The sequence below is a fragment of the Pedobacter cryoconitis genome, assembly GCF_014200605.1.
Lineage (GTDB): Bacteria > Bacteroidota > Bacteroidia > Sphingobacteriales > Sphingobacteriaceae > Pedobacter > Pedobacter cryoconitis_B.
On the sequence record NZ_JACHCE010000006.1, the window covers coordinates 157,771 to 178,958 of the forward strand.

At 38.2% G+C, this 21,188-nt stretch carries 23 protein-coding genes; 13 read left to right on the top strand and 10 right to left on the bottom strand.

Going from position 1 to position 21,188, the window contains the following annotated elements:
* Nucleotide 1: 1 nt before the first annotated feature.
* The 3 genes from HDE68_RS18220 (at nt 2) to HDE68_RS18230 (ending at nt 5,152) form a co-directional block, all read left to right on the top strand.
* A complete protein-coding gene (locus tag HDE68_RS18220) occupies nt 2–1,132 on the top strand; it encodes a GNAT family N-acetyltransferase (RefSeq protein WP_183883662.1) in 1,131 nt (376 codons plus the stop codon).
* 60 nt (nt 1,133–1,192) lie between these two features.
* On the top strand, nt 1,193–3,505 hold the full coding sequence (locus tag HDE68_RS18225) for a mechanosensitive ion channel family protein (RefSeq protein ID WP_183883663.1): 2,313 nt from the start codon (nt 1,193–1,195) through the stop codon (nt 3,503–3,505).
* A gap of 81 nt (nt 3,506–3,586) precedes the next feature.
* On the top strand, nt 3,587–5,152 hold the full coding sequence (locus HDE68_RS18230; RefSeq protein ID WP_183883664.1) for an MGH1-like glycoside hydrolase domain-containing protein: 1,566 nt from the start codon (nt 3,587–3,589) through the stop codon (nt 5,150–5,152).
* Nucleotides 5,153–5,165: 13 nt separating this feature from the next.
* Here the strand turns inward: HDE68_RS18230 and HDE68_RS18235 are convergent, their stop codons facing one another.
* Together HDE68_RS18235 and HDE68_RS18240 are read right to left on the bottom strand one after the other, a co-directional pair.
* Complete coding sequence (locus HDE68_RS18235) at nt 5,166–6,374, bottom strand: glycosyltransferase family 4 protein (RefSeq protein ID WP_183883665.1); 1,209 nt, start codon at nt 6,372–6,374, stop codon at nt 5,166–5,168.
* A gap of 240 nt (nt 6,375–6,614) precedes the next feature.
* Nucleotides 6,615–8,102, bottom strand: coding sequence for a PLP-dependent aminotransferase family protein (locus tag HDE68_RS18240; RefSeq protein ID WP_183883666.1), 1,488 nt, complete (start codon nt 8,100–8,102; stop codon nt 6,615–6,617).
* Between the two features lie 67 nt (nt 8,103–8,169).
* On the opposite strand from HDE68_RS18240, the gene HDE68_RS18245 reads away from it, so the two are divergent.
* Genes HDE68_RS18245 through bioA form a run of 5 tightly spaced genes read left to right on the top strand, consistent with a single transcriptional unit; the run spans nt 8,170 to nt 12,836 of the window.
* A complete protein-coding gene (locus HDE68_RS18245; protein ID WP_183883667.1) occupies nt 8,170–8,775 on the top strand; it encodes a hypothetical protein in 606 nt (201 codons plus the stop codon).
* A gap of 1 nt (nt 8,776) precedes the next feature.
* Nucleotides 8,777–9,904 (top strand): aminotransferase class I/II-fold pyridoxal phosphate-dependent enzyme, encoded by a 1,128-nt coding sequence (locus tag HDE68_RS18250; protein ID WP_183883668.1) that lies wholly within the window; start codon nt 8,777–8,779, stop codon nt 9,902–9,904.
* A gap of 4 nt (nt 9,905–9,908) precedes the next feature.
* Nucleotides 9,909–10,541 (top strand): dethiobiotin synthase, encoded by a 633-nt coding sequence (bioD, locus tag HDE68_RS18255; protein ID WP_183883669.1) that lies wholly within the window; start codon nt 9,909–9,911, stop codon nt 10,539–10,541.
* A 10-nt stretch (nt 10,542–10,551) separates the two neighbouring features.
* Entirely contained in the window at nt 10,552–11,550 is a 999-nt protein-coding gene (gene bioB, locus HDE68_RS18260) for a biotin synthase BioB (RefSeq protein WP_183883670.1), read from the top strand.
* On the top strand, nt 11,547–12,836 hold the full coding sequence (gene bioA, locus HDE68_RS18265) for an adenosylmethionine--8-amino-7-oxononanoate transaminase (protein ID WP_183883671.1): 1,290 nt from the start codon (nt 11,547–11,549) through the stop codon (nt 12,834–12,836). Before bioB ends, bioA begins: the two co-directional genes overlap by 4 nt.
* Nucleotides 12,837–12,878: 42 nt before the next feature.
* Here bioA and HDE68_RS18270 read toward each other — a convergent pair whose 3' ends face one another.
* The 5 genes from HDE68_RS18270 to HDE68_RS18290 form a co-directional block, all read right to left on the bottom strand.
* Nucleotides 12,879–13,754 (bottom strand): glycosyltransferase family 10 domain-containing protein, encoded by an 876-nt coding sequence (locus tag HDE68_RS18270; RefSeq protein ID WP_183883672.1) that lies wholly within the window; start codon nt 13,752–13,754, stop codon nt 12,879–12,881.
* A gap of 160 nt (nt 13,755–13,914) precedes the next feature.
* The gene (locus HDE68_RS18275; protein ID WP_068396992.1) at nt 13,915–14,106 is read right to left on the bottom strand and encodes a cold-shock protein; all 192 of its coding nucleotides are present in this window, start codon (nt 14,104–14,106) and stop codon (nt 13,915–13,917) included.
* Nucleotides 14,107–14,184: 78 nt separating this feature from the next.
* Nucleotides 14,185–14,511, bottom strand: coding sequence for a SnoaL-like domain-containing protein (locus HDE68_RS18280; protein ID WP_183883673.1), 327 nt, complete (start codon nt 14,509–14,511; stop codon nt 14,185–14,187).
* Nucleotides 14,512–14,783: 272 nt separating this feature from the next.
* Nucleotides 14,784–15,347, bottom strand: coding sequence for a hypothetical protein (locus HDE68_RS18285; protein ID WP_183883674.1), 564 nt, complete (start codon nt 15,345–15,347; stop codon nt 14,784–14,786).
* A 10-nt stretch (nt 15,348–15,357) separates the two neighbouring features.
* Nucleotides 15,358–15,843: a hypothetical protein gene (locus HDE68_RS18290; RefSeq protein WP_183883675.1), complete on the bottom strand. Its 486-nt coding sequence runs from the start codon at nt 15,841–15,843 to the stop codon at nt 15,358–15,360.
* 155 nt (nt 15,844–15,998) lie between these two features.
* Here HDE68_RS18290 and HDE68_RS18295 point away from each other — a divergent pair, with 155 nt between their 5' ends.
* Complete coding sequence (locus tag HDE68_RS18295; RefSeq protein WP_183883676.1) at nt 15,999–16,637, top strand: glycosyltransferase family 2 protein; 639 nt, start codon at nt 15,999–16,001, stop codon at nt 16,635–16,637.
* A 44-nt stretch (nt 16,638–16,681) separates the two neighbouring features.
* Complete coding sequence (locus tag HDE68_RS18300; protein ID WP_183883677.1) at nt 16,682–17,014, top strand: DMT family transporter; 333 nt, start codon at nt 16,682–16,684, stop codon at nt 17,012–17,014.
* Between the two features lie 8 nt (nt 17,015–17,022).
* Here the strand turns inward: HDE68_RS18300 and HDE68_RS18305 are convergent, their stop codons facing one another.
* The gene (locus tag HDE68_RS18305; protein WP_183883678.1) at nt 17,023–17,748 is read right to left on the bottom strand and encodes a glycosyltransferase family 2 protein; all 726 of its coding nucleotides are present in this window, start codon (nt 17,746–17,748) and stop codon (nt 17,023–17,025) included.
* A 187-nt stretch (nt 17,749–17,935) separates the two neighbouring features.
* Here HDE68_RS18305 and HDE68_RS18310 point away from each other — a divergent pair, with 187 nt between their 5' ends.
* Entirely contained in the window at nt 17,936–18,076 is a 141-nt protein-coding gene (locus tag HDE68_RS18310) for a hypothetical protein (protein WP_183883679.1), read from the top strand.
* Here HDE68_RS18310 and HDE68_RS26370 read toward each other — a convergent pair.
* Nucleotides 18,073–18,930, bottom strand: a complete 858-nt coding sequence (locus HDE68_RS26370; protein ID WP_221300788.1) for a glycosyltransferase family 10 domain-containing protein — start codon at nt 18,928–18,930, stop codon at nt 18,073–18,075. The genes HDE68_RS18310 and HDE68_RS26370 overlap by 4 nt on opposite strands.
* 135 nt (nt 18,931–19,065) lie before the next feature.
* On the opposite strand from HDE68_RS26370, the gene HDE68_RS18320 reads away from it, so the two are divergent.
* Both HDE68_RS18320 and HDE68_RS18325 read left to right on the top strand, forming a co-directional pair.
* Nucleotides 19,066–19,707 carry a glycosyltransferase family 2 protein gene (locus HDE68_RS18320; protein WP_183883680.1) on the top strand — a complete coding sequence of 214 codons (642 nt, stop codon included), beginning with the start codon at nt 19,066–19,068 and terminating at the stop codon, nt 19,705–19,707.
* A complete protein-coding gene (locus HDE68_RS18325; protein WP_183883681.1) occupies nt 19,704–20,426 on the top strand; it encodes a glycosyltransferase family 2 protein in 723 nt (240 codons plus the stop codon). Before HDE68_RS18320 ends, HDE68_RS18325 begins: the two co-directional genes overlap by 4 nt.
* 21 nt (nt 20,427–20,447) lie before the next feature.
* On the opposite strand, the gene HDE68_RS18330 is transcribed toward HDE68_RS18325, so the two are convergent.
* Complete coding sequence (locus HDE68_RS18330) at nt 20,448–21,158, bottom strand: hypothetical protein (RefSeq protein ID WP_183883682.1); 711 nt, start codon at nt 21,156–21,158, stop codon at nt 20,448–20,450.
* Nucleotides 21,159–21,188 lie beyond the last annotated feature (30 nt).

Below are 21,188 nucleotides of genomic sequence, written 5' to 3' on the forward strand. Positions count from 1 at the left end.
TATGAAAAAAATAATTGCGGTAAAATCAAAAAAAGAACTTAAAACGTTTATTGATTTTCCCCATGAGCTGTATCAGCATGATCCGAACTATGTTCCGGAATTGTTTATTGCACAAAAAGACTTGTTAACCACACACCCATTTCACAAACACTCTTCTTTACAAGCTTTTTTATTGTATGATGGGGATAAGGTTACCGGCCGGATTGCAGCTATATTAAATAATAACCACAATATTGCTAATCATACTAATGATGGCTTCTTTGGTTTCTTTGATTGTATCAACGATAATGAGAGTGCTTCATTACTGATTCAGGAAGCAGAAAAATGGTTAACAGAAAAAGGTGTGGAAACCATTATCGGCCCTGTCAATTTTTCTACAAATGAATCTTGTGGTTTGCTGATCGAAGGTTTTGATTCTCCGCCGGTAGTGATGATGCCTTATAATGCATCTTATTACCCGGCTTTGCTGGAACAGACAGGACTTTCAAAAAAGGTGGACCTGATTGCATGGAAATGGAATGGTGATAACTATGATGACCGTTCTGTTCAATTGCTTGAAAAACTACAGGAACGTTTAAAACGCAGCAATATCACGATCCGTAAGATCAATATGAAAAAATTCAAGGAGGAAGCAGAAAGCCTTCGTGAAGTTTACAATAAAGCATGGGACAAAAATATGGGCTTTGTACCGCTTAATGATGAAGAGTATGACTACCAGGCAAAAGATCTGAAAATGATTCTGGACCCTGATTTCTGTCTTGTTGCTGAACAGGATGGAAAGATTGTAGGTTTCGGTGCAGCTATACCTGATATTAATGAAATCCTGATTAAAATCAAGAGAGGAAGGTTATTTCCTACGGGGCTTTTTAAATTGCTGATGGGCAAAAAGAAGGTATCCGGAATCAGGATTTTACTATTGGGCGTAGTAGAAGGTTACCGCAAAATGGGTATCGAGGCTTGTTTATACGGCAATATCATCAAGGCTTACAAAGCTAAAGGATTAAAGTATGCAGAGGCATCCTGGACACTGGAACACAATGACCTGGTGAATAATGCAATTCGTGCAATTAAAGGAGATCCGTATAAAAAATACAGGATTTACGAAAAACCTATTCAAACTCAAAAGACATAAATGAACATAGGCAGCTCTTTTTCAACCGCAAAGCGTCCAGGGTTTTTAATCCTGCTGGTGATGCTATTTTTTAATAGTACACAGATTTTGGCGCAGCAGAAAAAGACTGCTAAGAATACCAGTGACCTCTCCTATCTGACAGACTCTACAGTACTGAGCAAGAGTGATTATTTACTCCGGTTAGGGAAAGTGTTTGAGACAATCAACCAGGTAGAGGTCACCACTTCTTCTTTTTATTTGCTGGAGCCGATAGCCGGACATTTAAAACAGGATGAAGCGGCAATAGCCCTAATGAAAAAGCGCTTGTCACAAGGAGACAGGACGCTGAATGTGCAGAATCTGCAAATGTACCAGACCCTGCTTGATGAACTGGAAAACAACAATGTCCGTTGTCTTGCCGACCTGCAGGGTTATGAGAAGAAATTAAATTCGCTTAAAACACAGATCCTTGGTCTCCGTAAGGATACTGTATTGATGAAAATCTTCCGTACAGATTCTTTAAAGAGAATGTTTAAGACGGAATTTGTTGAACTTGGCAAGAAGCGTATTGTCATGGACAGCCTGATTAAATCTAATACAAGTTTAATCAATAGCTTACAGGCACGTACATCGGCCAATATTATCAATATCAGAGAACTGACTTATACGGCAGGTAATCAGTTGTCATCTGTCAGCATCAAAGCTTTTAGTAAAGAAAGACGATATCTATGGGAATCTGTAGATAAGCCGGCAAATAAGAAAGTAGGCTTTCAGCGTTTCATGGAAAGTGAACAGCAGATTTCCACTTATTATTTTGAATATACTCAGGGTACCCGGTTTTTATTGTTATTGCTTGGTTTTGCCTTTTTCTTTTGGGTGTACTTTAACTTTAAGAGTTTAAAGCAAAGAGATAGATTAGAGTCTGTTAAGGGACTAAATCTAGTATTCATCAGGCCAAAACCTTACCTGGCAACCGTAATTTTCATCCTGACGCTGGCCCCCGTTTTCGATCTTTTAGCACCTGCACTTTATATAGAATCCATACATGTACTGCTGGCATTAAGTATTACAGCTTTATTTTTCAAAAGGCTGCCAAGGGACATTTTTTACAAGTGGTGCATTTTTGTCGTGTTATTAATTTTCCCTGTAATTCTTCGCTCTTTAGGCATGCCTGCCCGTTATCAGCGCTGGCTGCTAATTATATTCAGCACTGCGTCATTGGTCTATGGACTGTACAGTTATAAAATTTTAAAAGCTAAGGCAGTAAAATACAGATTACTGAAAAGTGTTGGGATCATTTATATTATATTCAACGCCCTTGCAATCATTTGTAATTTATTTGGCCGTTTTACTTTAACCCAGATTTTTTATAGCAGTGCGGTAAGTTCATTATTACATGCAATATCATTGATAGTCATTGCAGGAATGATCACTGAGGCATTTTTACTTCAGATTAAAAGCAGCAGGATCAGAAAAAATTACCCTGAACATTTTGACTGGGAAACAGTTGTAAAGAGTTTACGTGGCTTATTGGGCATCGGGGTATTTCTGATCTGGTTAACGCTATTGCTGGTGAACCTAAACATATTTGATGGCTTGTACACGTTGCTGGTCTCTATTTTTACGGAGAAACGTAAAATCGGAACGCTTGTATTCACGTTATGGGGCATTGCTTTGTTCCTGATGATTATCTGGGTGGCGAACTTCCTGCAGAAATATATTGCTTACTTTTTTGGTGATACGGGTGATGATTCTCTGGATGACAATAAAGGCGAGCGTTCTAAACTGATAGTAACCAAACTGGTATTGCTTATAGGGGGCTTTTTACTGGCTGTAGCAGCGTCGGGACTTCCGATTGATAAGATTACCGTGGTATTAGGTGCGCTGGGCGTAGGTATCGGTTTAGGGCTTCAAAACATTGTGAGTAATTTTGTATCGGGTATTATCCTGATTTTTGATAAGACTGTGCGTATTGGTGATGTAGTTGAAATCAGTGATAAGAAAGGTAAAGTTAAGGAAATAGGCATCCGTGCAAGCACATTGCTTACGGATGACGGTGCAGAAATTATTATTCCGAATGGTGCTATTTTATCTAATAATATTATCAACTGGACGCTGACTAATAATCAGATGCGTGCAGTGATCGAATTTTCAGTGGGCAATCCATTTCAAAGAGAGGAAATTACGGAACTGATTAAAGGAGTGATCATTTCGCATGATAATGTTTTTACAGGTAAAGAGCCTAAAGTTATTATTGTTCCAAAAAATAAGACCAGCAGCGCGATTAAGGTTTATTTTTGGTGTAAGGACATCTCTATGTCGGAAAATACCAAGAGCAGTATCAATTCAATTATTTTTGACGAGCTGGAAGTAAAAGGGATAGAGATATTGTAGCAGGTAGCTTATAAGACTGTTGAGGATAGTTGCTAAAGATCAGTTTAGTTACTTTAAAAAAAAAACATAATCCTTATTCTTATGAAACCTGTAAGTACATTGTTATTTACTTTAGGCATTTTATTGCTTTCTAAAGTAGTCTGCGCTCAGAACTATGCAAATACTTTAATTCCCAACCGGTTGGTTGAGCAAAATATATTTCTAAAGAAAAAGGCTGATCAAACCCTTCCACCAACATTTGAAAATATTAAGACAAAGCTCCCTGAGCCCTCATGGCCAAACCGACAGGATGTTGTCCGTTGTTACTGGAAGGCCTGGGAAACCGCTTTTTCAAATCTACATGGAGTTACACCAGAGAATCGTTTTCTATCCCCTTATATTGATCCTGCATTTAATCAGCATATTTTTATGTGGGATACTGGTTTTATGGTTTTATTTGGCCGTTATGGACAGCACGCCTTTAATTTTCAATCCAGTATAGATAATTTTTACGGCAGACAAGAAAAAGATGGTTATATCTGCCGTGAGATTTCAGAATTGAATGGGAATAAGCTCTTTGAAAAGTTTGACGCATCAAGTACAGGCCCGAATATTTTACCCTGGGCAGAATGGCAATATTACCTCAATCTTAATGATACAGAGCGATTAAAAAGTGTCTTTGCCCCTCTTCTGGCATACTATCAATGGTTCAGAACTAATCGTTCCTGGCCAGATGGCTCTTATTTTTCTACAGGATGGGGTTGCGGAATGGACAATCAGCCGCGTGTACCAACCGGTTATTCTAATCAATTCAGTACAGCTTTCATGTCGTGGATAGACACAACACTTCAACAGATTTTTGCAGGTAAAACACTGATAGCCATGGCTAAAAAATTAAACCGTCAGGATGAAGTGAAAGATGTAATAGCAGAAGTTGAACTGCTAACCAATTATGTCCAGAATAAGATGTGGTCTGATCAGGATAATTTTTTTTACGACCGTTATCGTGATGGAAAACTCTCGGATGTGAAAAGCATAGCATCTTATTGGGCATTATTAGCAGAAGTAGTTCCAAAAGACAAATTACTTGGTTTTATCGGCCATCTCGAAAATCCTAATGAATTTGCACGTTTACATCGCGTCCCAACGCTTTCTGCAGATAATGCTGGCTTTGATCCCGAAGGCGGCTACTGGCGTGGCGGTGTCTGGGCACCCACCTCATATATGGTGTTAAGCGGTCTGACTAAGTATAAACAGGATTCTATTGCGTATATAATAGCCATGAATCATTTAGATAATGTGGTCAAAGTATTTAATCAGACAGGGTCTTTATGGGAAAATTATGCTCCCGATAAAGTGAAAGGCAAAGACCAGAAGGATCTGGTCGGCTGGACTGGTCTTGTGCCTATTTCAGTACTTTTTGAATATGTATTCGGTCTCAGACCGGATGTACCCGAAAATACAGTCATCTGGGATGTACGTTTAACGGATAAATTTGGTGTTAAAAAGTATCCTTTTAAAGAGAGTGGCCTTATTGATTTCTGGTGTAACTCAAGAAAGAAAAATACAGACAGACCTAAAATCAAAGTTCATTCCAATGTACCTTTTGTATTAAAACTGATCTGGAATGGAGGAAGCGAGATCATAAATATTAAGCCTGATAAATAATTAAGATGTGGTTCTAACTTTCGGACCTGATCTCCGGCTCCCATAAGTCGGAACATCTATTGATATAATCATTTACCATCCCCTGTGAGTAATCTAATATTAAAGACTTCTCACGGGGTTCTATAGGTATATTTAAATGATTATAGATCAATAACTCCAGGCTTCTGACGATTTTATCAGCTCTATAATCTTTTGCCACCTTCCGTTTTGCTGATTCGCCTAAGATTTCTCTTATCTTTTCATCTTCATACAGGAAAGCAAGTACATTGGCAATTTTATTTTTATTACGTTCTACAACAAAGCCAGTCTGCCCATTATCAACTAACTCAATCTGGGCATTATCCCTGTCTGGAGTACTGATGGTTACAACCGGAACCCCGGCTGCCATTGCTTCAGCGATGACCATTCCAAAGCTTTCCCCAATTTTGCTCGCAGCGAGAAAAACGTCTATAGCGCCGTAATACCACATTAATTTATCCAGGTCAGGCGTAGTGTCGAAAACAATTAGTTTGTCGCTTATATCAAGGCTTTTTGCGTGTAGCAGAATTTCTGTTGTAGCTCCAACCAGCAAAAATCTGGCATTACTTACTTTTTTTGCAAATTCTGCAAATCCGTCAAGCGTAATCAAGTCAAACTTTGCGTTATCCACGCGGCCAATTCTTCCCACAATAAAGAAATCCTGTAAATTATTTTTCCGTTTAAACGCCTTCACCTGATTTACTGATGGCAGAAAACTGTTAATATGCTTTACATCTACCGGATATGGAAGTACTTTTCTTTTTGAGGCGAAATTATCTTTCAGATACCGGTCAGCATACATCCGGCGAACCAGAATCATCTTTGATATAAACAGATCATAATCTATAAGGTCATAGAATTCTGAATGATCATATAACCCAAAGACATTCGTCATCAAAACAAGTTTCGGCTTGTTAGCTTTGACTATATTAAAAACAGCTGGATTCAGGGAGCCATCCCCATGCCAATGGAACACATCAGCACCCTGAAGTAACGCTGCAAATCTGGTCAGATCTCCATTTAAAACGACAACATTGATCCCTAAATCCTGAATCAGTTTAACCCTGGCCCCGCCTTCTTTTATGCCCAAAACTGTTACTTCGAAATTCTCCTTGTTTAGAAATTTACTGATCAGCTGAATGGTATATTCAGTTCCCCCCAAGCCTAATTCATTTCCGGCTTCAATGATTTTTATCTTTTTCATCTGGATATTTTTCAGAACAATTTACAGAATTCGAATTGCCCAAAAAGGGTCAGATGTCCCAAAAAAATCATTCAGATTTAACGTCAATCAGAAAGGAGAATATGCTTAATGCGAATAAAACCTTAAAAACATCAATTATACTTTTAAATAAATAAAAATTTTATATAAATCTCATAAATTTATTGATAAATAAATACTTACAAAAGTAATATTATCAAATGATAAGTTCATTAATTATCATTAAAAACTCTCCTTAACTGCCTGAGATAATATACCTACTGCCTCTTCAAGTTCTTGCGAAGTCAGGTTTCCGAAGCCTAACCTCATTGCGGTAAAGCTGTCCGTCTGGTACAATAATTCTTGTGGCAGATGAAGATTTCTTTTCAAACAATTCTTACTGATCCGCATCAGGTTTAATTGCGGATTCCATTTGGTCCACACTGATAATCCGCCGGGCGGCGAAGAAAAACTCAACTCTTCCCCCAACTGTTCTTGCAGCAAATTCACAAAAGTATCCCGGCGCTCCTGATAGATTTTTACTGCTTTTTTGAGGTGACGCTGGATCTCCTTTTCTTCGAGCAATTCTGCCAGTGCCTGCTCCATCAGCATGTCCCCCTGCCTGTCTACCAGCCTGCGGAATTTGGCCATTTCCCGGATCAGATTTTCAGGGGCAATCAGGTATCCGGAACGAAAACCAGGAGCCAGTGATTTACAGAATGACCCTATATAAACCACCATCCCATTGGTATCTGCACTGGCCAGCGGCAATACTGAATTACCGTTATAATGGAAATCATAATCGTAATCATCTTCCAGAATAATGAAACCATAAGTTTGTGCCAGCTGCAATAGTTCTACCCTTCTCTCAGCACTCAGTGTTACTGTAGTAGGATAATGATGATGTGGTGTCAGATATAACATCCTTATCTTTTTCTTCTTGCAGAGTTCACGGATCGCTTCTACGGAGATCCCATCTGCATCCACAGGAACAGAAATAATCCTGCCCCCTGATTGCTGAAAACACATATTTGCAAGATAATAACTCAAATCCCCTACAATAACCAGATCCCCTGGCTCAATCAGCATACTGGACGCCATATAAATACTCATATGTATCCCTCTGGTGGTCAGAATATTATTCTTATTAATATGCAATCCCCGGGTATTATTGAGATATGAAGCCAGTGTTTCCCTGAAATATTCATTTCCTTCTACGTGCGAGTACCCGAAATGCTTATAATTGGTTTTACTTTTCAGAATCCCCCCATAAACCTTTGATAATCTGTCCAGAGGAAGTAATCTGATATCCGGAAGACCATCATTAAATTCGAGCCCTGCGGCCGAACCCACTGTTAATACATCCAATAGAATACTTTGTTTAAAACGATAGCCTGTTTCAGCAGGATAACTGGTTAGAAATTTCTCATCATAAGATTGCAGGGCGATATTCTCCTGTGGCCCCTTATTTCTTACAAAAGTGCCCTTATTTGGTCTGATTTCAGTCCATCCCTGGGCGTCAAGCTCATCATATGCTGCAATAATTGTTTTTCTATGCAATTTCAGATCTTCTGCCAGGCTACGCGTACCGGGAAGCTGAACTCCTGCCAAAAGTACCCCCCGTTGTATGGCATTGATCATTTGATGGGCGATTTGGAGATATACCGGACGATCTAACGATCTGTCGATATGAATAACACTTTGAAAAGGGATTTGAACCGGACTACTCATAAACTTAAAACTGGTACATATTAACTATCCGGCAAGGTAATACTTTTGGCCCAAACAAATGAAATCAATGGAATTAGAAGAGCTTCTTCAACATATAGTAAGCGATGATCACCTGCATGCACGCTTCCTCAATACCCTCTCTTTACAGGAGAATATCGGTGCCAGAAAGATCTCAGCGAATGAACAGCCTGAAACATCTACCTATATGGTTTTAAAACATGCGGCCGAAGAACACCGTCATGCCTTCTATCTGAAAAAACAAATAGCTAAACTCAGCATATCGGCCTGCCCTACTTATGAACCGGACTACCTTCTTGCTCCCTACAGCAGTAAGTACTATCTGAACAAACTGGATTTAATGACCAGCCGCTATTTAAGGGACACCCTCCAATTAGGCGGCTCTGAGCTGAAATTTGCAGCTTATCTCCTGGTAACTTATGCTATCGAAGTACGTGCAGACCTGATCTATCCGGTTTACCAGGGAGTACTGGACCAGAACAAGAGCAAAGTAAGTGTCCGTTCTATCATCCTGGAAGAGCAGGGCCACCTGGAAGAGATGACTGCACAGCTTAAAAATTTCTCCACAGTCTGGGAGACACATGCCGAAAACATAACTACTATAGAGGCCGTATTATATAAAAACTGGATCGATGATTTAGCTAAAACTATATAAGATGAAACACGGCGCTAACGACATGATGTTAGGGAAACTAAACACAAGAAGAGCTGAATATACATTCCGTAGTTTACAGTATGACAATAACTTATACGATTTCAGCTCAAATGATTATTTAGGCTTTGCACGTTCTCAGGAACTGCGCCAAATTACTAATACTGAACTGGAAAAACATCCAAAAATCAGGTCGGGCGCTACAGGCTCAAGGTTACTGAGCGGTAATTCTGAATTTGCAGAACAACTGGAAGAGGAGATTGCCGGCTATCATCATGCCGCAAACGGATTGATTTTTAATTCTGGCTATGCTGCCAATTCAGCTATCTTCTCCTGCCTGCCCCAAAAGGATGATACAATTATTCATGATGAGCTGATCCATGCTTCAATAATTGATGGTTCAAGATTGAGTTATGCCACAAGGTTAAAATTCAGACATAATAACCTGGAAGACCTGGAGAAGAAACTAAAAAAAACTACTGGTATTTGTTACGTAGCAGTTGAAAGCATTTATTCGATGGATGGTGACATGGCTGACCTGGCTGGAATTTCATCGCTTTGTCAGCAGTACAATGCGCATTTAATCGTGGATGAGGCTCATGCTTTTGGTGTAATAGGAACCGGTCTTGTGGATTTACTGGGAATCCAGGAAGCTGTATTCGCGAGAATCGTCACTTTCGGAAAAGCGCTTGGCCTGCATGGTGCAATTATATTAGGAACTGATTTACTGAGAGATTACCTGATTAACTTCGCGCGTCCCTTCATATATACTACTGCCCTGCCCTACCCGCAGCTTATAGCCCTGAAAATTGCTTATAAACACTTTTTATCTCATCCAGAACTACAAAGCACACTAAAACATAAATCGTCACTCCTGAAGGCTAATTTAGCGCCTAAATATCAATTACACTGTAAGGATAACCTGGCCGCTATACATTGCATATTCCTTTCGGGTAATGATGAAGCGATTAAATTTAGTCGTACACTACAAAGAGAAGGCTTTGATGTCCGCCCTATCCTGAGCCCTACTGTCCCAAAAGGGAAAGAGAGATTACGCATTTGCGTACATGTCCATAATACTGATGCGGAAATACTTGAATTATGTCACCACATTAACCTATTGAGTCAATAATTATATGGACAATAAGCCCCTATTTATTACTGGTATCGGTACTGAAGTCGGAAAAACTATCGTTTCGGCCGTGCTAACTGAACAATTACAAGCTGATTACTGGAAACCGGTACAGGCTGGCGACCTTGATCACACAGACAGTGACAAAGTTAAAAAACTGATTAGTAACAGCAGAAGTATATTTCACCCTGAAGCTTTTAAGCTCAGCATGGCTGCTTCTCCTCATCGTGCAGCAAAAAATGAGGGCATTGAAATACGCCCTCAGGATTTTTCCCTTCCGGAAACAAAGAATCAGTTATTGATCGAAGGTGCAGGAGGGCTATTTGTCCCGCTTTCCTACCGCTTTCTGATGATTGATCTTATCCGCCTTTTAGGTGCTGATGCAGTATTAGTGGTTAGAAATTACCTCGGCTGCATCAATCATACTTTACTGAGTATTCACGCATTGTTGAGCAAAGGTATCCCATTGAAGCACGTTGTACTGAATGGAGATTTCGATTTTGATACACTTAATGTCCTGCTTTACCATATTCCAAAAGATTGTACATGGAGCAAATTACCTGAATTCACCATAATTAATAAAGAGTCCATTGCGGATGCTCCCTTTCAACTTAATCCTATTCCGATCACATATTAAATTTTATAGCATGAATAATAATACGACTATACGCAATGACTGGTCTATCCAGGAAATCGAAAATATTTATCATCAGCCTCTGCTGGAACTTGTTTATGAAGCGGCAACAGTACATCGCCAATGGCATAAAGCGAGTGAAGTACAGGTTTGTACTTTGTTATCAGTTAAAACAGGCGGCTGCCCTGAAGATTGCTCTTATTGCGGCCAGGCAGCACGTTACCATACCGGTATTACAGTCAAAGCATTAATGTCTAAAGACGATGTGGTAGCAATTGCACAAAGAGCTAAAGACGCTGGTTCTTCCCGTTTCTGTATGGCTGCTGCATGGCGCGAAGTGCGTGACAACCGCGATTTCGAAAACATTCTTGAAATGGTACAGGGCGTAAACGAGATCGGCCTGGAAGTTTGCTGTACACTGGGCATGATTAATGAATCTCAGGCCGCAAGATTACAGGAAGCAGGATTATACGCCTACAATCATAACCTGGATACTTCTAAAGATTACTATCAGGAAATTATCAATACACGTACCTATGACGACCGGTTATCCACACTGAACAATGTCAGAAAAGCTGGAATTTCTGTTTGTTCGGGTGGCATTATCGGATTGGGCGAAACACATGCAGACAGAATTAATATGCTGCATACTTTATCCACTTTAGCACAGCACCCGGAATCTGTTCCGGTAAATGCACTGGCAAGGGTAAAGGGAACACCTCTGGCTGATTTACCAAAAGTAGACTCGTGGGAAATGGTCAGAATGATCGCTACTGCGAGAATCTTAATGCCTAAATCTATGGTTAGATTAAGTGCAGGCCGTGCCGAAATGACGACCGAAGAACAGTCCTGGTGTTTCATGGCCGGAGCGAATTCTATCTTCACGAGCGAAAGTGAAGAACTGCTGGTTACCCCAAATCCAAGGTTGGATGATGACCGGAAAATGTTTGACCTGCTAGGCCTGAAACCTATGCAAAGAGAAAAATCAAAAAACACAACTACCTTATCATGAGTTCAATAGAACAGGATATATTAAGTTTAACTGAAAGAGATGCAAGAGTTATATGGCATCCTTACACGCAAATGCTTCATGCTATAGTTCCTACAGCAATAGTCAGCGCATCAGGAAGTGATCTGTTTGATGAAGACGGCAAACGCTATATAGATGCGATATCTTCGTGGTGGGTAATTATTCATGGGCACTCCCATCCTTATATTGCAGACCGGGTATCTGCACAAATTAGAAAACTTGATCAGGTAATTTTTGCAGGTTTTACCCATCAGCCTGCTGTTGAACTTGCAGAGAAGTTGTTGGATTTGTTACCAGAAAATCAGCAGAAGGTATTTTATACAGACAACGGATCTACAGCTGTAGAGGTTGCCTTAAAGATGTGTATGCAGTATTGGCATAACCAGGGACAATCCAGAAAAATGGTGCTTGCTTTTCATAATGGTTATCATGGGGATACTTTCGGCGCTATGTCGGTTAGCGGCCGCAGTGCATGGACAGCCCCCTTTGATGCTTATTTATTTGAGGTGATTTATATAGACACCCCTACTGCTGAAAATATAGCTGACCTGAAAAAACAGATATCAGCTATGAGTGATCAGCTGGCTTGTTTTGTTTACGAACCTCTTGTCCAGGGATCTGCAGGAATGCTGATGTATGGCGCTAAAGAGCTTGACGAACTGATGAAACATTGCCGCAAGGAACAGGTATTAATGATACAGGATGAGGTTTTCACCGGTTTTGGAAGAACAGGGAAACATTTTGCGGCTAACCATTTAAATGAAGCACCTGATGTGATGTGTTTTTCGAAAGGTCTGACCGGAGGAACAATGCCTTTAGGGGTAACTACTTGCTCTGAAGACATCTATAATGCCTTTTTATCAAAGGATAAGTTAAAGACTTTGTTTCACGGACATTCTTTTACGGCTAATCCATTGGCCTGCACGGCTGCTTCAGCAAGTATTGACCTGTTATTGATGGAGGATACACAGCGAAATATAGAAAGGATTTGCCGCAGACATGCCGGTTTTATCCATAGAATTGGTGAACATATGCGTGTTGAATCGGCAAGACAGACCGGGACAATTCTTGCCATTGAATGGCGTACTGAGACTGGCACTTCTTATTTTGATGACCTCAGGAACTTATTGTATGATTACTTTTTGAACAAAGGTATTTTAATGCGTCCGCTGGGAAATGTGATTTACATTTTACCGCCGTACTGTATTAGTGACGAGGACCTGGATTATGTTTATGAAGAAATAGAAGGGGCTTTAGAGCTTTATTAGTGATTTAGGGGGAAGTATGTTCAGGCAACCCCCTTTATTATTTTATGAATCATATCGTTTATCAATGATAATTTCTTTCAATTTTTTATAAAGATTATAATTGTTGTAATAAATACCTTTATTAATTTCAGAAACGGGTGCCGGCTCTTCGATAATCTTTTTGATATCTTCTATAACAGTTGGACTATCAAGGTTTATTATCCTGAAATAACGTTCATCATAGATGTCACCGATATTGGGCGCACCGTTGTATATGGGTATGGTATTACACAAAACACAGTCTACAAATTTTTCGGTCACATAATTTCTTTCATTTGAATTTTCGATAGCAACCGAATATTCATAAGGCAGCAAACCCGTGAATTTATACTCAATAGCACCTTTAAACCTCCGGTCATCAATTTCCAATCGCTTTCCATAAATATCAATATCCAGGTCTGAGGCTAATATTTTATTTAAAAGACCAATCCTTTTGTTATAATTTCCTACCGGCTTGTTCAGATAAGAAACAATCATAGATATTTTCTTCTCCTTTTTTGTGTTTGCCACAGTCTCAAAAAAAGCATGGGGCACATGATCATGATAAAACATATAGGATGGAGAAGCGATTACATCACCTCCTATATGAAGATTATGGGTTTTCTCAAATAACTCAGGATCATGTACAATTACATAGTCACTATGCAATAGAAAGTCGATATACTCATGTGCTTTACTCCATGAGGGCTCCTGTATGACGGTGATCACTTTCGCTTTTTTGTTAATTGGTTCGTCAGTACGGTTAAATACCACGGCATAGTCGTAATCATTAGCAATGGTGAAGTCCAGATCATGATCGTAAATGGCATAATTTGCTTTGAATCTTCTTAAAAGATTTTCTGAGCCATCGTAGTTGGAGAGAAATTTGATCTTTATCATAGGTATCTTTTTTGTAGATAACTAAGATAAAGAATGGGAAAAGCAGATAATAATCTCCGCTCATTTTGGGACTTCTGACCTTGTTGCATCAAATTAACTGCATAAAAAAAACCGGTCCGAGAACTCGGACCGGTCTAGGTCAATTATATAGTTAATAAACTTAAACTAACTGAACATTAATTGCGTTAAGACCTTTACGGCCTTCTTCTACATCATAAGTAACTTTATCGTTCTCACGGATGCTAGCCATAAGGCCTGTTGAATGAACAAAGATTTCACTGTCACCATTAGCTGGTACGATAAATCCGAAACCTTTAGTCTCATTAAAAAATTTTACTACTCCTTCTTGCATTGTATTATTATTATAAATATTCACAAATATAATTATATATTTTTAAATATACTCAAAAAGACAAATTATATTTTTTTTCTAAACTAAAATTTGTTTTGTATTACAATTAAAAAAGCGTTCATATACAATCTTGTTTTTCTGAACTTCAAATACCCACGATTCATTTAAAGCGCTTTCTCCTATATCTTTAAGGATAACATTCATTTTTAATCTGAAACAGAAAAATTCGCCTATAACCAGGGGATCTGAAATCTCCATGCCATTTTTGTGCTTCATTTCTCTGGTATATAAGAAACCAGGGACATGATTACTTTTTGTGTCCGGGTAAAATTCTTTGATAGCTTCATCATTCCTACCCTCCCGCCAAAGTTGAATGAATTTGAGCGCAACTTCCTGAGTGTTCATTAGTGATTAATTTAGATAAATTTTTAGTTGACGAATTGAAATTACAAAAGAATTCTGAAGCAACAAATAAATTTATAAATAATAGATAATCAAACAGATACAACATTTTTAGTGTTAGAAAAACGAAGCTTATGCTATTACGTTTTAGAAGTGTTTAAACATGCGGCATATTGTTTTATAGTAATTTTTAAGATTACGTTTTGCACATAATTTTATGTAATAATTCCGACACCTGTTATATCTCCCGTAGTTGAATTTGTTGATATATCCCATTAATATAATCCTAAAGCTACTTCTACCTGATTGTCCTTAATTAAATCCAGACTGTTCAATTGCTGAGCCATGTAAATACTAGTTAATCTTCCTGTTCCTTCTACTGCAACGTATGGACCTACTTTATCTACAGCCAGCAGTGTAATACCCTGCAGTTTAACTTCTTTCTGTTTTAACGAATGATAAATACCACTTACCCTGGGATCCAGATAGGGCATTTCATTAATGTTTTTAGCCGCATCTGCAACCAGGTAAGAGCCATCGGTATTTCTTTCCCAACCCGGTAATTGCAGCGTGTAGATCATATCGAGGTCAGATTTATTAATTTCTAATATGGCCTTATACCATTTGACATATAGAGAGATGGAGTCTACTAAGCTTTGTTTGAATTCCAATACCATATCTATTCCTTCTTTTTCCAAATACCGGTTGCCAGATAAGAGCATTTTCATGGTTTCTTCTCTCCTGGCCTCATAAAGAGGATTGAAGAATTCGGAATATACCTCTCCTATTGCCCATCTTCTGAGGACCTCATGCCTGTCAATTTTTTCTATTAATTTCATTTTGTGTGTTTTACCAGTTAAAATCTACCTTTTCAAAAAGTTTGGGTGTTCCCATTGTAGAGGGTAGCTCAACCACGTTAATAAAGAAATTAGTTTCCCCTATATAAAAGGGTACTCTGAATATGGTTTGCTCTTCAGGCTCTTGCCCCTGCTGAGTTACAGAAGTCACATCAAAAGTTATCCTGCAATAGCTGAGTTGAAATAATCTCCGGTCCCTGCCATAGCCTGCCGGGACGTAATCCAATGAATGTATCCGCTCTGCCAGATCAGGAAGGATCCACCGTATCGGGTTAAAATACAGTACATAAAAGATATCCGGAAGATATAAGAACTGTTGTTCAAAAAAACTGCTGAGGAGCTCTCCTTCTGCTAAGGTTTTTGGCATAAAATATACATATTGAGGAATAGCATTTTCCTCAAAGGGAAACATAATTATACCGTCAATACACTCTAAAATACGGTTTTTGGCTTCTGCATATGCTAAAAAGGATGTCATACTACACATAGATGATCTTTAGTTTACGGTTGGATTTTTCGGTCAGTTCCAAGTTACAAAGAAATCGAAAGGGTAATCTGCTGATTAGTTTTTTGGGACTTTTGACCCTGCAATGAGGGACTAATGATTTTTAAATTGACATCAAATAAATCACCATGGAACAACCTTTAGTTAGCTGTGTTATGCCTACTGCGAACAGGCAGAAATATATTCCCTTTGCTATAGATTATTTTCTGCAGCAGGATTATCACAACGCCGAATTAGTAATTATTGATGATGGAAAAGAGTCAATAGAACCTTTATTGCCAAAGATCCCGAACATCAGGTATTTTTATACAAAACCACTTGGTACAATAGGTATGAAACGCAATTATGCTTGTGAGAAAGCAGCAGGTGAGATTATTGTGCACTGGGATGATGATGACTGGTATGCTTATGACTGGGTCAGTAATCAGGTCAATTTCCTGATCACTTCAGGGGCAGATATCTGCGGGATCAGGCATATTCATCATTATGCTGCAATTACAAATAATTTCTGGCAGGGCGATGCAAATAACAGGAACAATCCGGATTCAAAGCCATTTCTGGCAGGCGCAACAATGGTTTACTGGAAATCTTTTTGGGAAAAACATCCTTTTAAAGACTTGCAAAAAGGCGAAGATGAAGGCTTTGTAGAGACACCCGGGGCTAAGATATTTGCGCATGATTATATTGATGGTTTTATTGCGATGTTACATCCTGATAACACCACAATTAAGCCCTTTGAAAATCAAAATCACAAAAAAAACCATTAATCAAAAGATAAAATCCTTAGGATCTGCGGATAATTAAAGCCTTTATGAAAACATATATCTATTTATTCCTTGCCATTATTTCTGAGATTATCGCAACAACAGCCTTAAAGGCTTCAAATGAGTTTACAAAATTCCTGCCTTCTACAATTGTTGTTTTTGGTTATGCTACAGCTTTTTATCTTTTGAGCCTTACTTTGAGAAGGATGGATTTAGGGATCGCTTATGCAATTTGGTCGGGTGTTGGAATAGTGTTAGTTACAGCAGTGGGTGCTGTGTTTTACAAACAAAAACCTGATATACCTGCAGTTGTAGGTATTCTATTAATTATAGTCGGGGTATTGATAATTAATATGTTATCAAAAAATACGGGACAATAACCAATGGATCACATATTAGTCCAGCCAGCCATGGTGCGGTGGTTCCACTTTTTCTCCAGATAAAAGAACTCAGAGGAGGCAATTGCTGTCTCCTCTGCCTGATTATCAAGCGTACAACTGTCTAAATGATCTACTACAGCTGAAGAAACAAGCGCATGTCTGAGTTTAAGCGCGGCTAAGGTATTTGCATAATCGTTATCGGCACACCAGAACTGATAGTTTTCATCCAGCTTTCCGGTAAGCCTGAAAACATCGCGTTTTAAAAAGAGACACCAACCCGCAACTTCATACCTGCTCCGGTACCCGGTATATATTCCATTATTTATTTCAAATCCAAGTCTCGGATGATGAAGTGAACAAAAAGGGGAAGCGCTGGACAAATCGTAATACTTATGGAAGGCTTTTAATATTTCTGAGGCCCATCCGGTATGAAAACGCAAATCATTATTACACAGACAAACATATTTTGAATAAGTCGAGTCAATCCCTATGTTCATATACCGGTGATAGCCAAATTCTTCATCAGGATAAATAGTAGTCGTTCCTGGATATTGAAAAGGACTCATTTCTTTCTGTGATTCAATAATAACTACGTTGAATTTGATCTCTTCTTTATTTTCTGAAGCTATTAAAGAGCTGATGCACTCTTCAGTAATCAGTTTTAATTCTTCGTTATGCGCAAAACTTAGGATGATCACATCAACTTCTGTTTTGCTTTTTATAAATAATTCCATTTGACTTCTTTTCACAGTTTCTGATTAAGATGATACCTGTATTGATTATAACAAGTTACAAACAAAATTAAAGGGTAATCTACATTCTTGAATTTCGGGACATTTGACCCTAAATATTTAGTTTTTGAGGCCATTATGGTACTTTTGACCCACCCAGCCAAGCGTTCTGTTCCTTAAATTTACCATTATGGAAAGGCTTATAAAAATCATTCTGTATTTGTTATTATTTGCTTTGATTGCTGATCTATGTCTTTTTGTATACAGGGTAGACCGGCAGCAGGCACCGCATAGAAAAGTGAACCCTCATTCTGCTTATCCTGGATATTAGCCGTATATAATTTCTTTTAGTTTCGTGTAGAGATTGTATTTTTTGAAATATATCTCTTTGTTTATACCTGCTCCGGGTGCAGGATGACGAATTATGTCGTAAAGGTCCCGGAGAATGTTTGTACTATCCAGATCTATCGTTCTGTAATAACGGGAGTCATAAACGTCCGCAAGGTTTGGTGCGCCATTATATATAGGAGTGGTATTACATAAAACACAGTCTACAAATTTTTCTGTGATATAGTTCTTTTCGTTAGAATTCTCTATAGCAATAGAGTATTCGTAAGGCAAAAGACCTTCATGTTTGTATTGCAGTTCACCTTTATATCTCCGGTCTTCAATATTTAAGCCTCTTCCATAGATGTCAATCTCAAAATCAGAATTGAGTATGTTCACAAGTACTTCAATCCGCTTATGATAATTTGCCCTGCTAAAATATAAACCCGAAACAATCATTGAGATTTTCTTTTCTTTCTTGATTTGTCCGGTATTGTTATAAAATGAATGGTCTACATGGTCATGGTAAAACATCAATGCGGGGGACTCGATGATTTTTCCTCCTAATTTGATATGGTTCGTTGTTTCAAACAATTCCGGGTCATGAACAATGATGTAATCACTATTTGTTAAGAAATATTTATTTTGATGTGCATCGCTCCAGGATGGTTCCTGGATTACGGTAATAATTTTAGCTCCGGATTTTATGGGGTCATTGGCCCTGTTAAACACTACAGCAAAATCATAATCATCTGCTGTGGTAAACTCCAGCAGATCATCGTCTATGATATAATTTGCTTTGAATCTTTTTAGCAGGTTTTCGGAAACTTCGTAGTCAGAGAAGAATTTAATTTTCATGGGAATAATTATTTTTCAGCTTATTCCTAAGATAAAAAATAGCTTGTTGAATTATGCCAGGAGTGGGATTATGGGACTTTTGGCCCTATCATTAAGAATGAATCCTTTATAAATTGTAATGAAAAAGACAGCAAAATGAATCTACCATTAGTATCCTGTATAATGCCCACGGCGAACAGAGAAAAGTTTATGCCTTTTGCAATTAATTACTTCATGAGCCAGAATTACCGGAATAAGGAGTTAGTTATTGTAGATGACGGAAAGGAATCTGTAGCACATCTGATACCGGAACATCCCAGCATCAGATATTTCTATACTGACCCGATCGGAACTATTGGCCTGAAGCGTAATTATGCCTGTGAAAAAGCAAGAGGCGAGATTATTATTCATCTGGATGATGATGACTGGTATGCACAGGACTGGATCACACAGCAGGTTAACTACCTTTTAAAATCCGGGGCCGATATGTGCGGTATACAACATATCCATTATTATTCTATAATTCTGGGAAAGTTATACACTGTAATCAGACAATATGAGGGCGGGGGTAATCCAATGGACTGGGTAGCTGGCGGTACGTTAGCCTATTGGAAGTCATTCTGGGAAAAACATCCTTTTAAAGATTTGCAGCAAGGAGAAGATGATGATTTCATTCAAAAGTCAGGTGGTAAACTCCTTATACATGACTATAGAGATGGTTTTGTAGCTCTTTTACATCCACACAATACAGTGGTAAGAAGTTTTGAAAATCCTAAACATAAAGCGTTAAAATCATGAAAATAAAATTAACACATCCACTAATTTCCTGTATTTGCATTACGCAAAACAGACCAGCATTCCTGCTTAAAGCAATAGTCAGCTTTGATACCCAGAATTATCCGAATAGAGAACTGGTAATTTCTTACCCAAAGCACGATTCAGAAACAAAAAAACTGATCAATGATATTTTAGAAGTATCTGACCTAAGAGTTGTACAGATAGAGCGTGAAGGAGACGAATCACTGGGAGCTGCAAGAAATCATGCTATTGCAAATTGTAATGGCGAATATATTTGTTTATGGGATGATGATGACTGGTATAATGCCAGAAGATTAGCACATCAATACAACACAATGTTAACCACTGGAAAATTCCGCGAAGCAAGTATACTGACTCGTGTCATGTTGTTTGATGCAAAGACAGAGCAAGGCTATCTCTCCTTTTATTATCTATGGTGCGGAAGTCTTTTATGCAAAAAAGACCATATTTTAAAGCATCCTTTTGAAAATACTGATGTCGCAGAAGATGCATCCGTAATTAAATACCTGGAATCCAAAAAATTGCTGCACTATATTGCTGACAGTGCTTTTCTTTACCTATATGTATATCATGGTGGAAATGCGCTGAATTATTTCCACTTTTCTTATTATTTAAAGAAAAGTGAACGGCTGGATCAGGAAAGTACAGATTGGATGCATAGTTTATTGAATGTCAAGGTGGAGGTTCTACCTTCTTAACAGATTTTATTGCCAGCTTTATCATTTAAGACGGGTTGCCCAGATTGGATAAGGCTGGCCTTCTCTGATAAAATCCAGAAAATACGTTTCGTCAGGAATAACTTCTGATTTATAAGTTTTACGAACAATGCTGAATATACTTTGATCGTGACGATGATCAATAAATTCTGAATTCTGCACAGAATTATCCTTATCATCTGTAAATAGAAGCGGGTTTTCAGATAATACAGTATACCACCTATTAACCATCATAACAGTATGAGGACATTTCTTTAACATGATCACTGTAGCCATTAATTGATTTGAATTGACAAGGTCTTCAGGGGTCTCAAAATAGTCAAAAACCTCTTGTTTAGTATACTCAATTTCTTTATGAGGCAACTCAAAGCTGATGCAACCAGTTTTAGACTTTTTTAATAAATCAATATATTCTTTAAAACGCTTTCCTCCATTGCTATTGATCATACATCCTGCATCACAATAAATCAAAATATCACCATCAGCCAAAGTTTCCAGCACCCGCTTAATAAAATATGGCTTCCAAATCCAATATCCCCCTCCTCTTCTCTGTGTAAGTATTTTTTCAAAATCTTTATTGAATTTCATTTCTATATCTTCAGGGCTGAAAATAGTTATTTCGTTAAAGAAAGAAGAAGTCAGAGCAGTTTGTTTAAAAAACTCTCTTTGTGTGGCATATCGTGCATCGCCATAACTAATCAGTTGTATTTTCATATGATCACTTTTTTATTTAAAAAATTAATA

What these genes read in the sequence shown, in the direction of transcription:
- HDE68_RS18250 (WP_183883668.1), top strand. Translation starts at nt 8,777, where the DNA reads ATGAAACACGGCGCTAACGACATGATGTTAGGGAAACTAAACACAAGA.
- HDE68_RS18325 (WP_183883681.1), top strand. Translation starts at nt 19,704, where the DNA reads ATGAAAATAAAATTAACACATCCACTAATTTCCTGTATTTGCATTACG.
- HDE68_RS18275 (WP_068396992.1), bottom strand. Translation starts at nt 14,106, where the DNA reads ATGCAAGAAGGAGTAGTAAAATTTTTTAATGAGACTAAAGGTTTCGGA.
- HDE68_RS18245 (WP_183883667.1), top strand. Translation starts at nt 8,170, where the DNA reads ATGGAATTAGAAGAGCTTCTTCAACATATAGTAAGCGATGATCACCTG.
- bioB (WP_183883670.1), top strand. Translation starts at nt 10,552, where the DNA reads ATGAATAATAATACGACTATACGCAATGACTGGTCTATCCAGGAAATC.
- HDE68_RS18310 (WP_183883679.1), top strand. Translation starts at nt 17,936, where the DNA reads ATGGAAAGGCTTATAAAAATCATTCTGTATTTGTTATTATTTGCTTTG.
- HDE68_RS18270 (WP_183883672.1), bottom strand. Translation starts at nt 13,754, where the DNA reads ATGATAAAGATCAAATTTCTCTCCAACTACGATGGCTCAGAAAATCTT.
- HDE68_RS18295 (WP_183883676.1), top strand. Translation starts at nt 15,999, where the DNA reads ATGGAACAACCTTTAGTTAGCTGTGTTATGCCTACTGCGAACAGGCAG.
- HDE68_RS18300 (WP_183883677.1), top strand. Translation starts at nt 16,682, where the DNA reads ATGAAAACATATATCTATTTATTCCTTGCCATTATTTCTGAGATTATC.
- HDE68_RS18230 (WP_183883664.1), top strand. Translation starts at nt 3,587, where the DNA reads ATGAAACCTGTAAGTACATTGTTATTTACTTTAGGCATTTTATTGCTT.
- bioD (WP_183883669.1), top strand. Translation starts at nt 9,909, where the DNA reads ATGGACAATAAGCCCCTATTTATTACTGGTATCGGTACTGAAGTCGGA.
- HDE68_RS18305 (WP_183883678.1), bottom strand. Translation starts at nt 17,748, where the DNA reads ATGGAATTATTTATAAAAAGCAAAACAGAAGTTGATGTGATCATCCTA.
- HDE68_RS26370 (WP_221300788.1), bottom strand. Translation starts at nt 18,930, where the DNA reads ATGAAAATTAAATTCTTCTCTGACTACGAAGTTTCCGAAAACCTGCTA.
- HDE68_RS18240 (WP_183883666.1), bottom strand. Translation starts at nt 8,102, where the DNA reads ATGAGTAGTCCGGTTCAAATCCCTTTTCAAAGTGTTATTCATATCGAC.
- bioA (WP_183883671.1), top strand. Translation starts at nt 11,547, where the DNA reads ATGAGTTCAATAGAACAGGATATATTAAGTTTAACTGAAAGAGATGCA.
- HDE68_RS18330 (WP_183883682.1), bottom strand. Translation starts at nt 21,158, where the DNA reads ATGAAAATACAACTGATTAGTTATGGCGATGCACGATATGCCACACAA.
- HDE68_RS18285 (WP_183883674.1), bottom strand. Translation starts at nt 15,347, where the DNA reads ATGAAATTAATAGAAAAAATTGACAGGCATGAGGTCCTCAGAAGATGG.
- HDE68_RS18220 (WP_183883662.1), top strand. Translation starts at nt 2, where the DNA reads ATGAAAAAAATAATTGCGGTAAAATCAAAAAAAGAACTTAAAACGTTT.
- HDE68_RS18235 (WP_183883665.1), bottom strand. Translation starts at nt 6,374, where the DNA reads ATGAAAAAGATAAAAATCATTGAAGCCGGAAATGAATTAGGCTTGGGG.
- HDE68_RS18225 (WP_183883663.1), top strand. Translation starts at nt 1,193, where the DNA reads ATGCTATTTTTTAATAGTACACAGATTTTGGCGCAGCAGAAAAAGACT.
- HDE68_RS18290 (WP_183883675.1), bottom strand. Translation starts at nt 15,843, where the DNA reads ATGACATCCTTTTTAGCATATGCAGAAGCCAAAAACCGTATTTTAGAG.
- HDE68_RS18320 (WP_183883680.1), top strand. Translation starts at nt 19,066, where the DNA reads ATGAATCTACCATTAGTATCCTGTATAATGCCCACGGCGAACAGAGAA.
- HDE68_RS18280 (WP_183883673.1), bottom strand. Translation starts at nt 14,511, where the DNA reads ATGAACACTCAGGAAGTTGCGCTCAAATTCATTCAACTTTGGCGGGAG.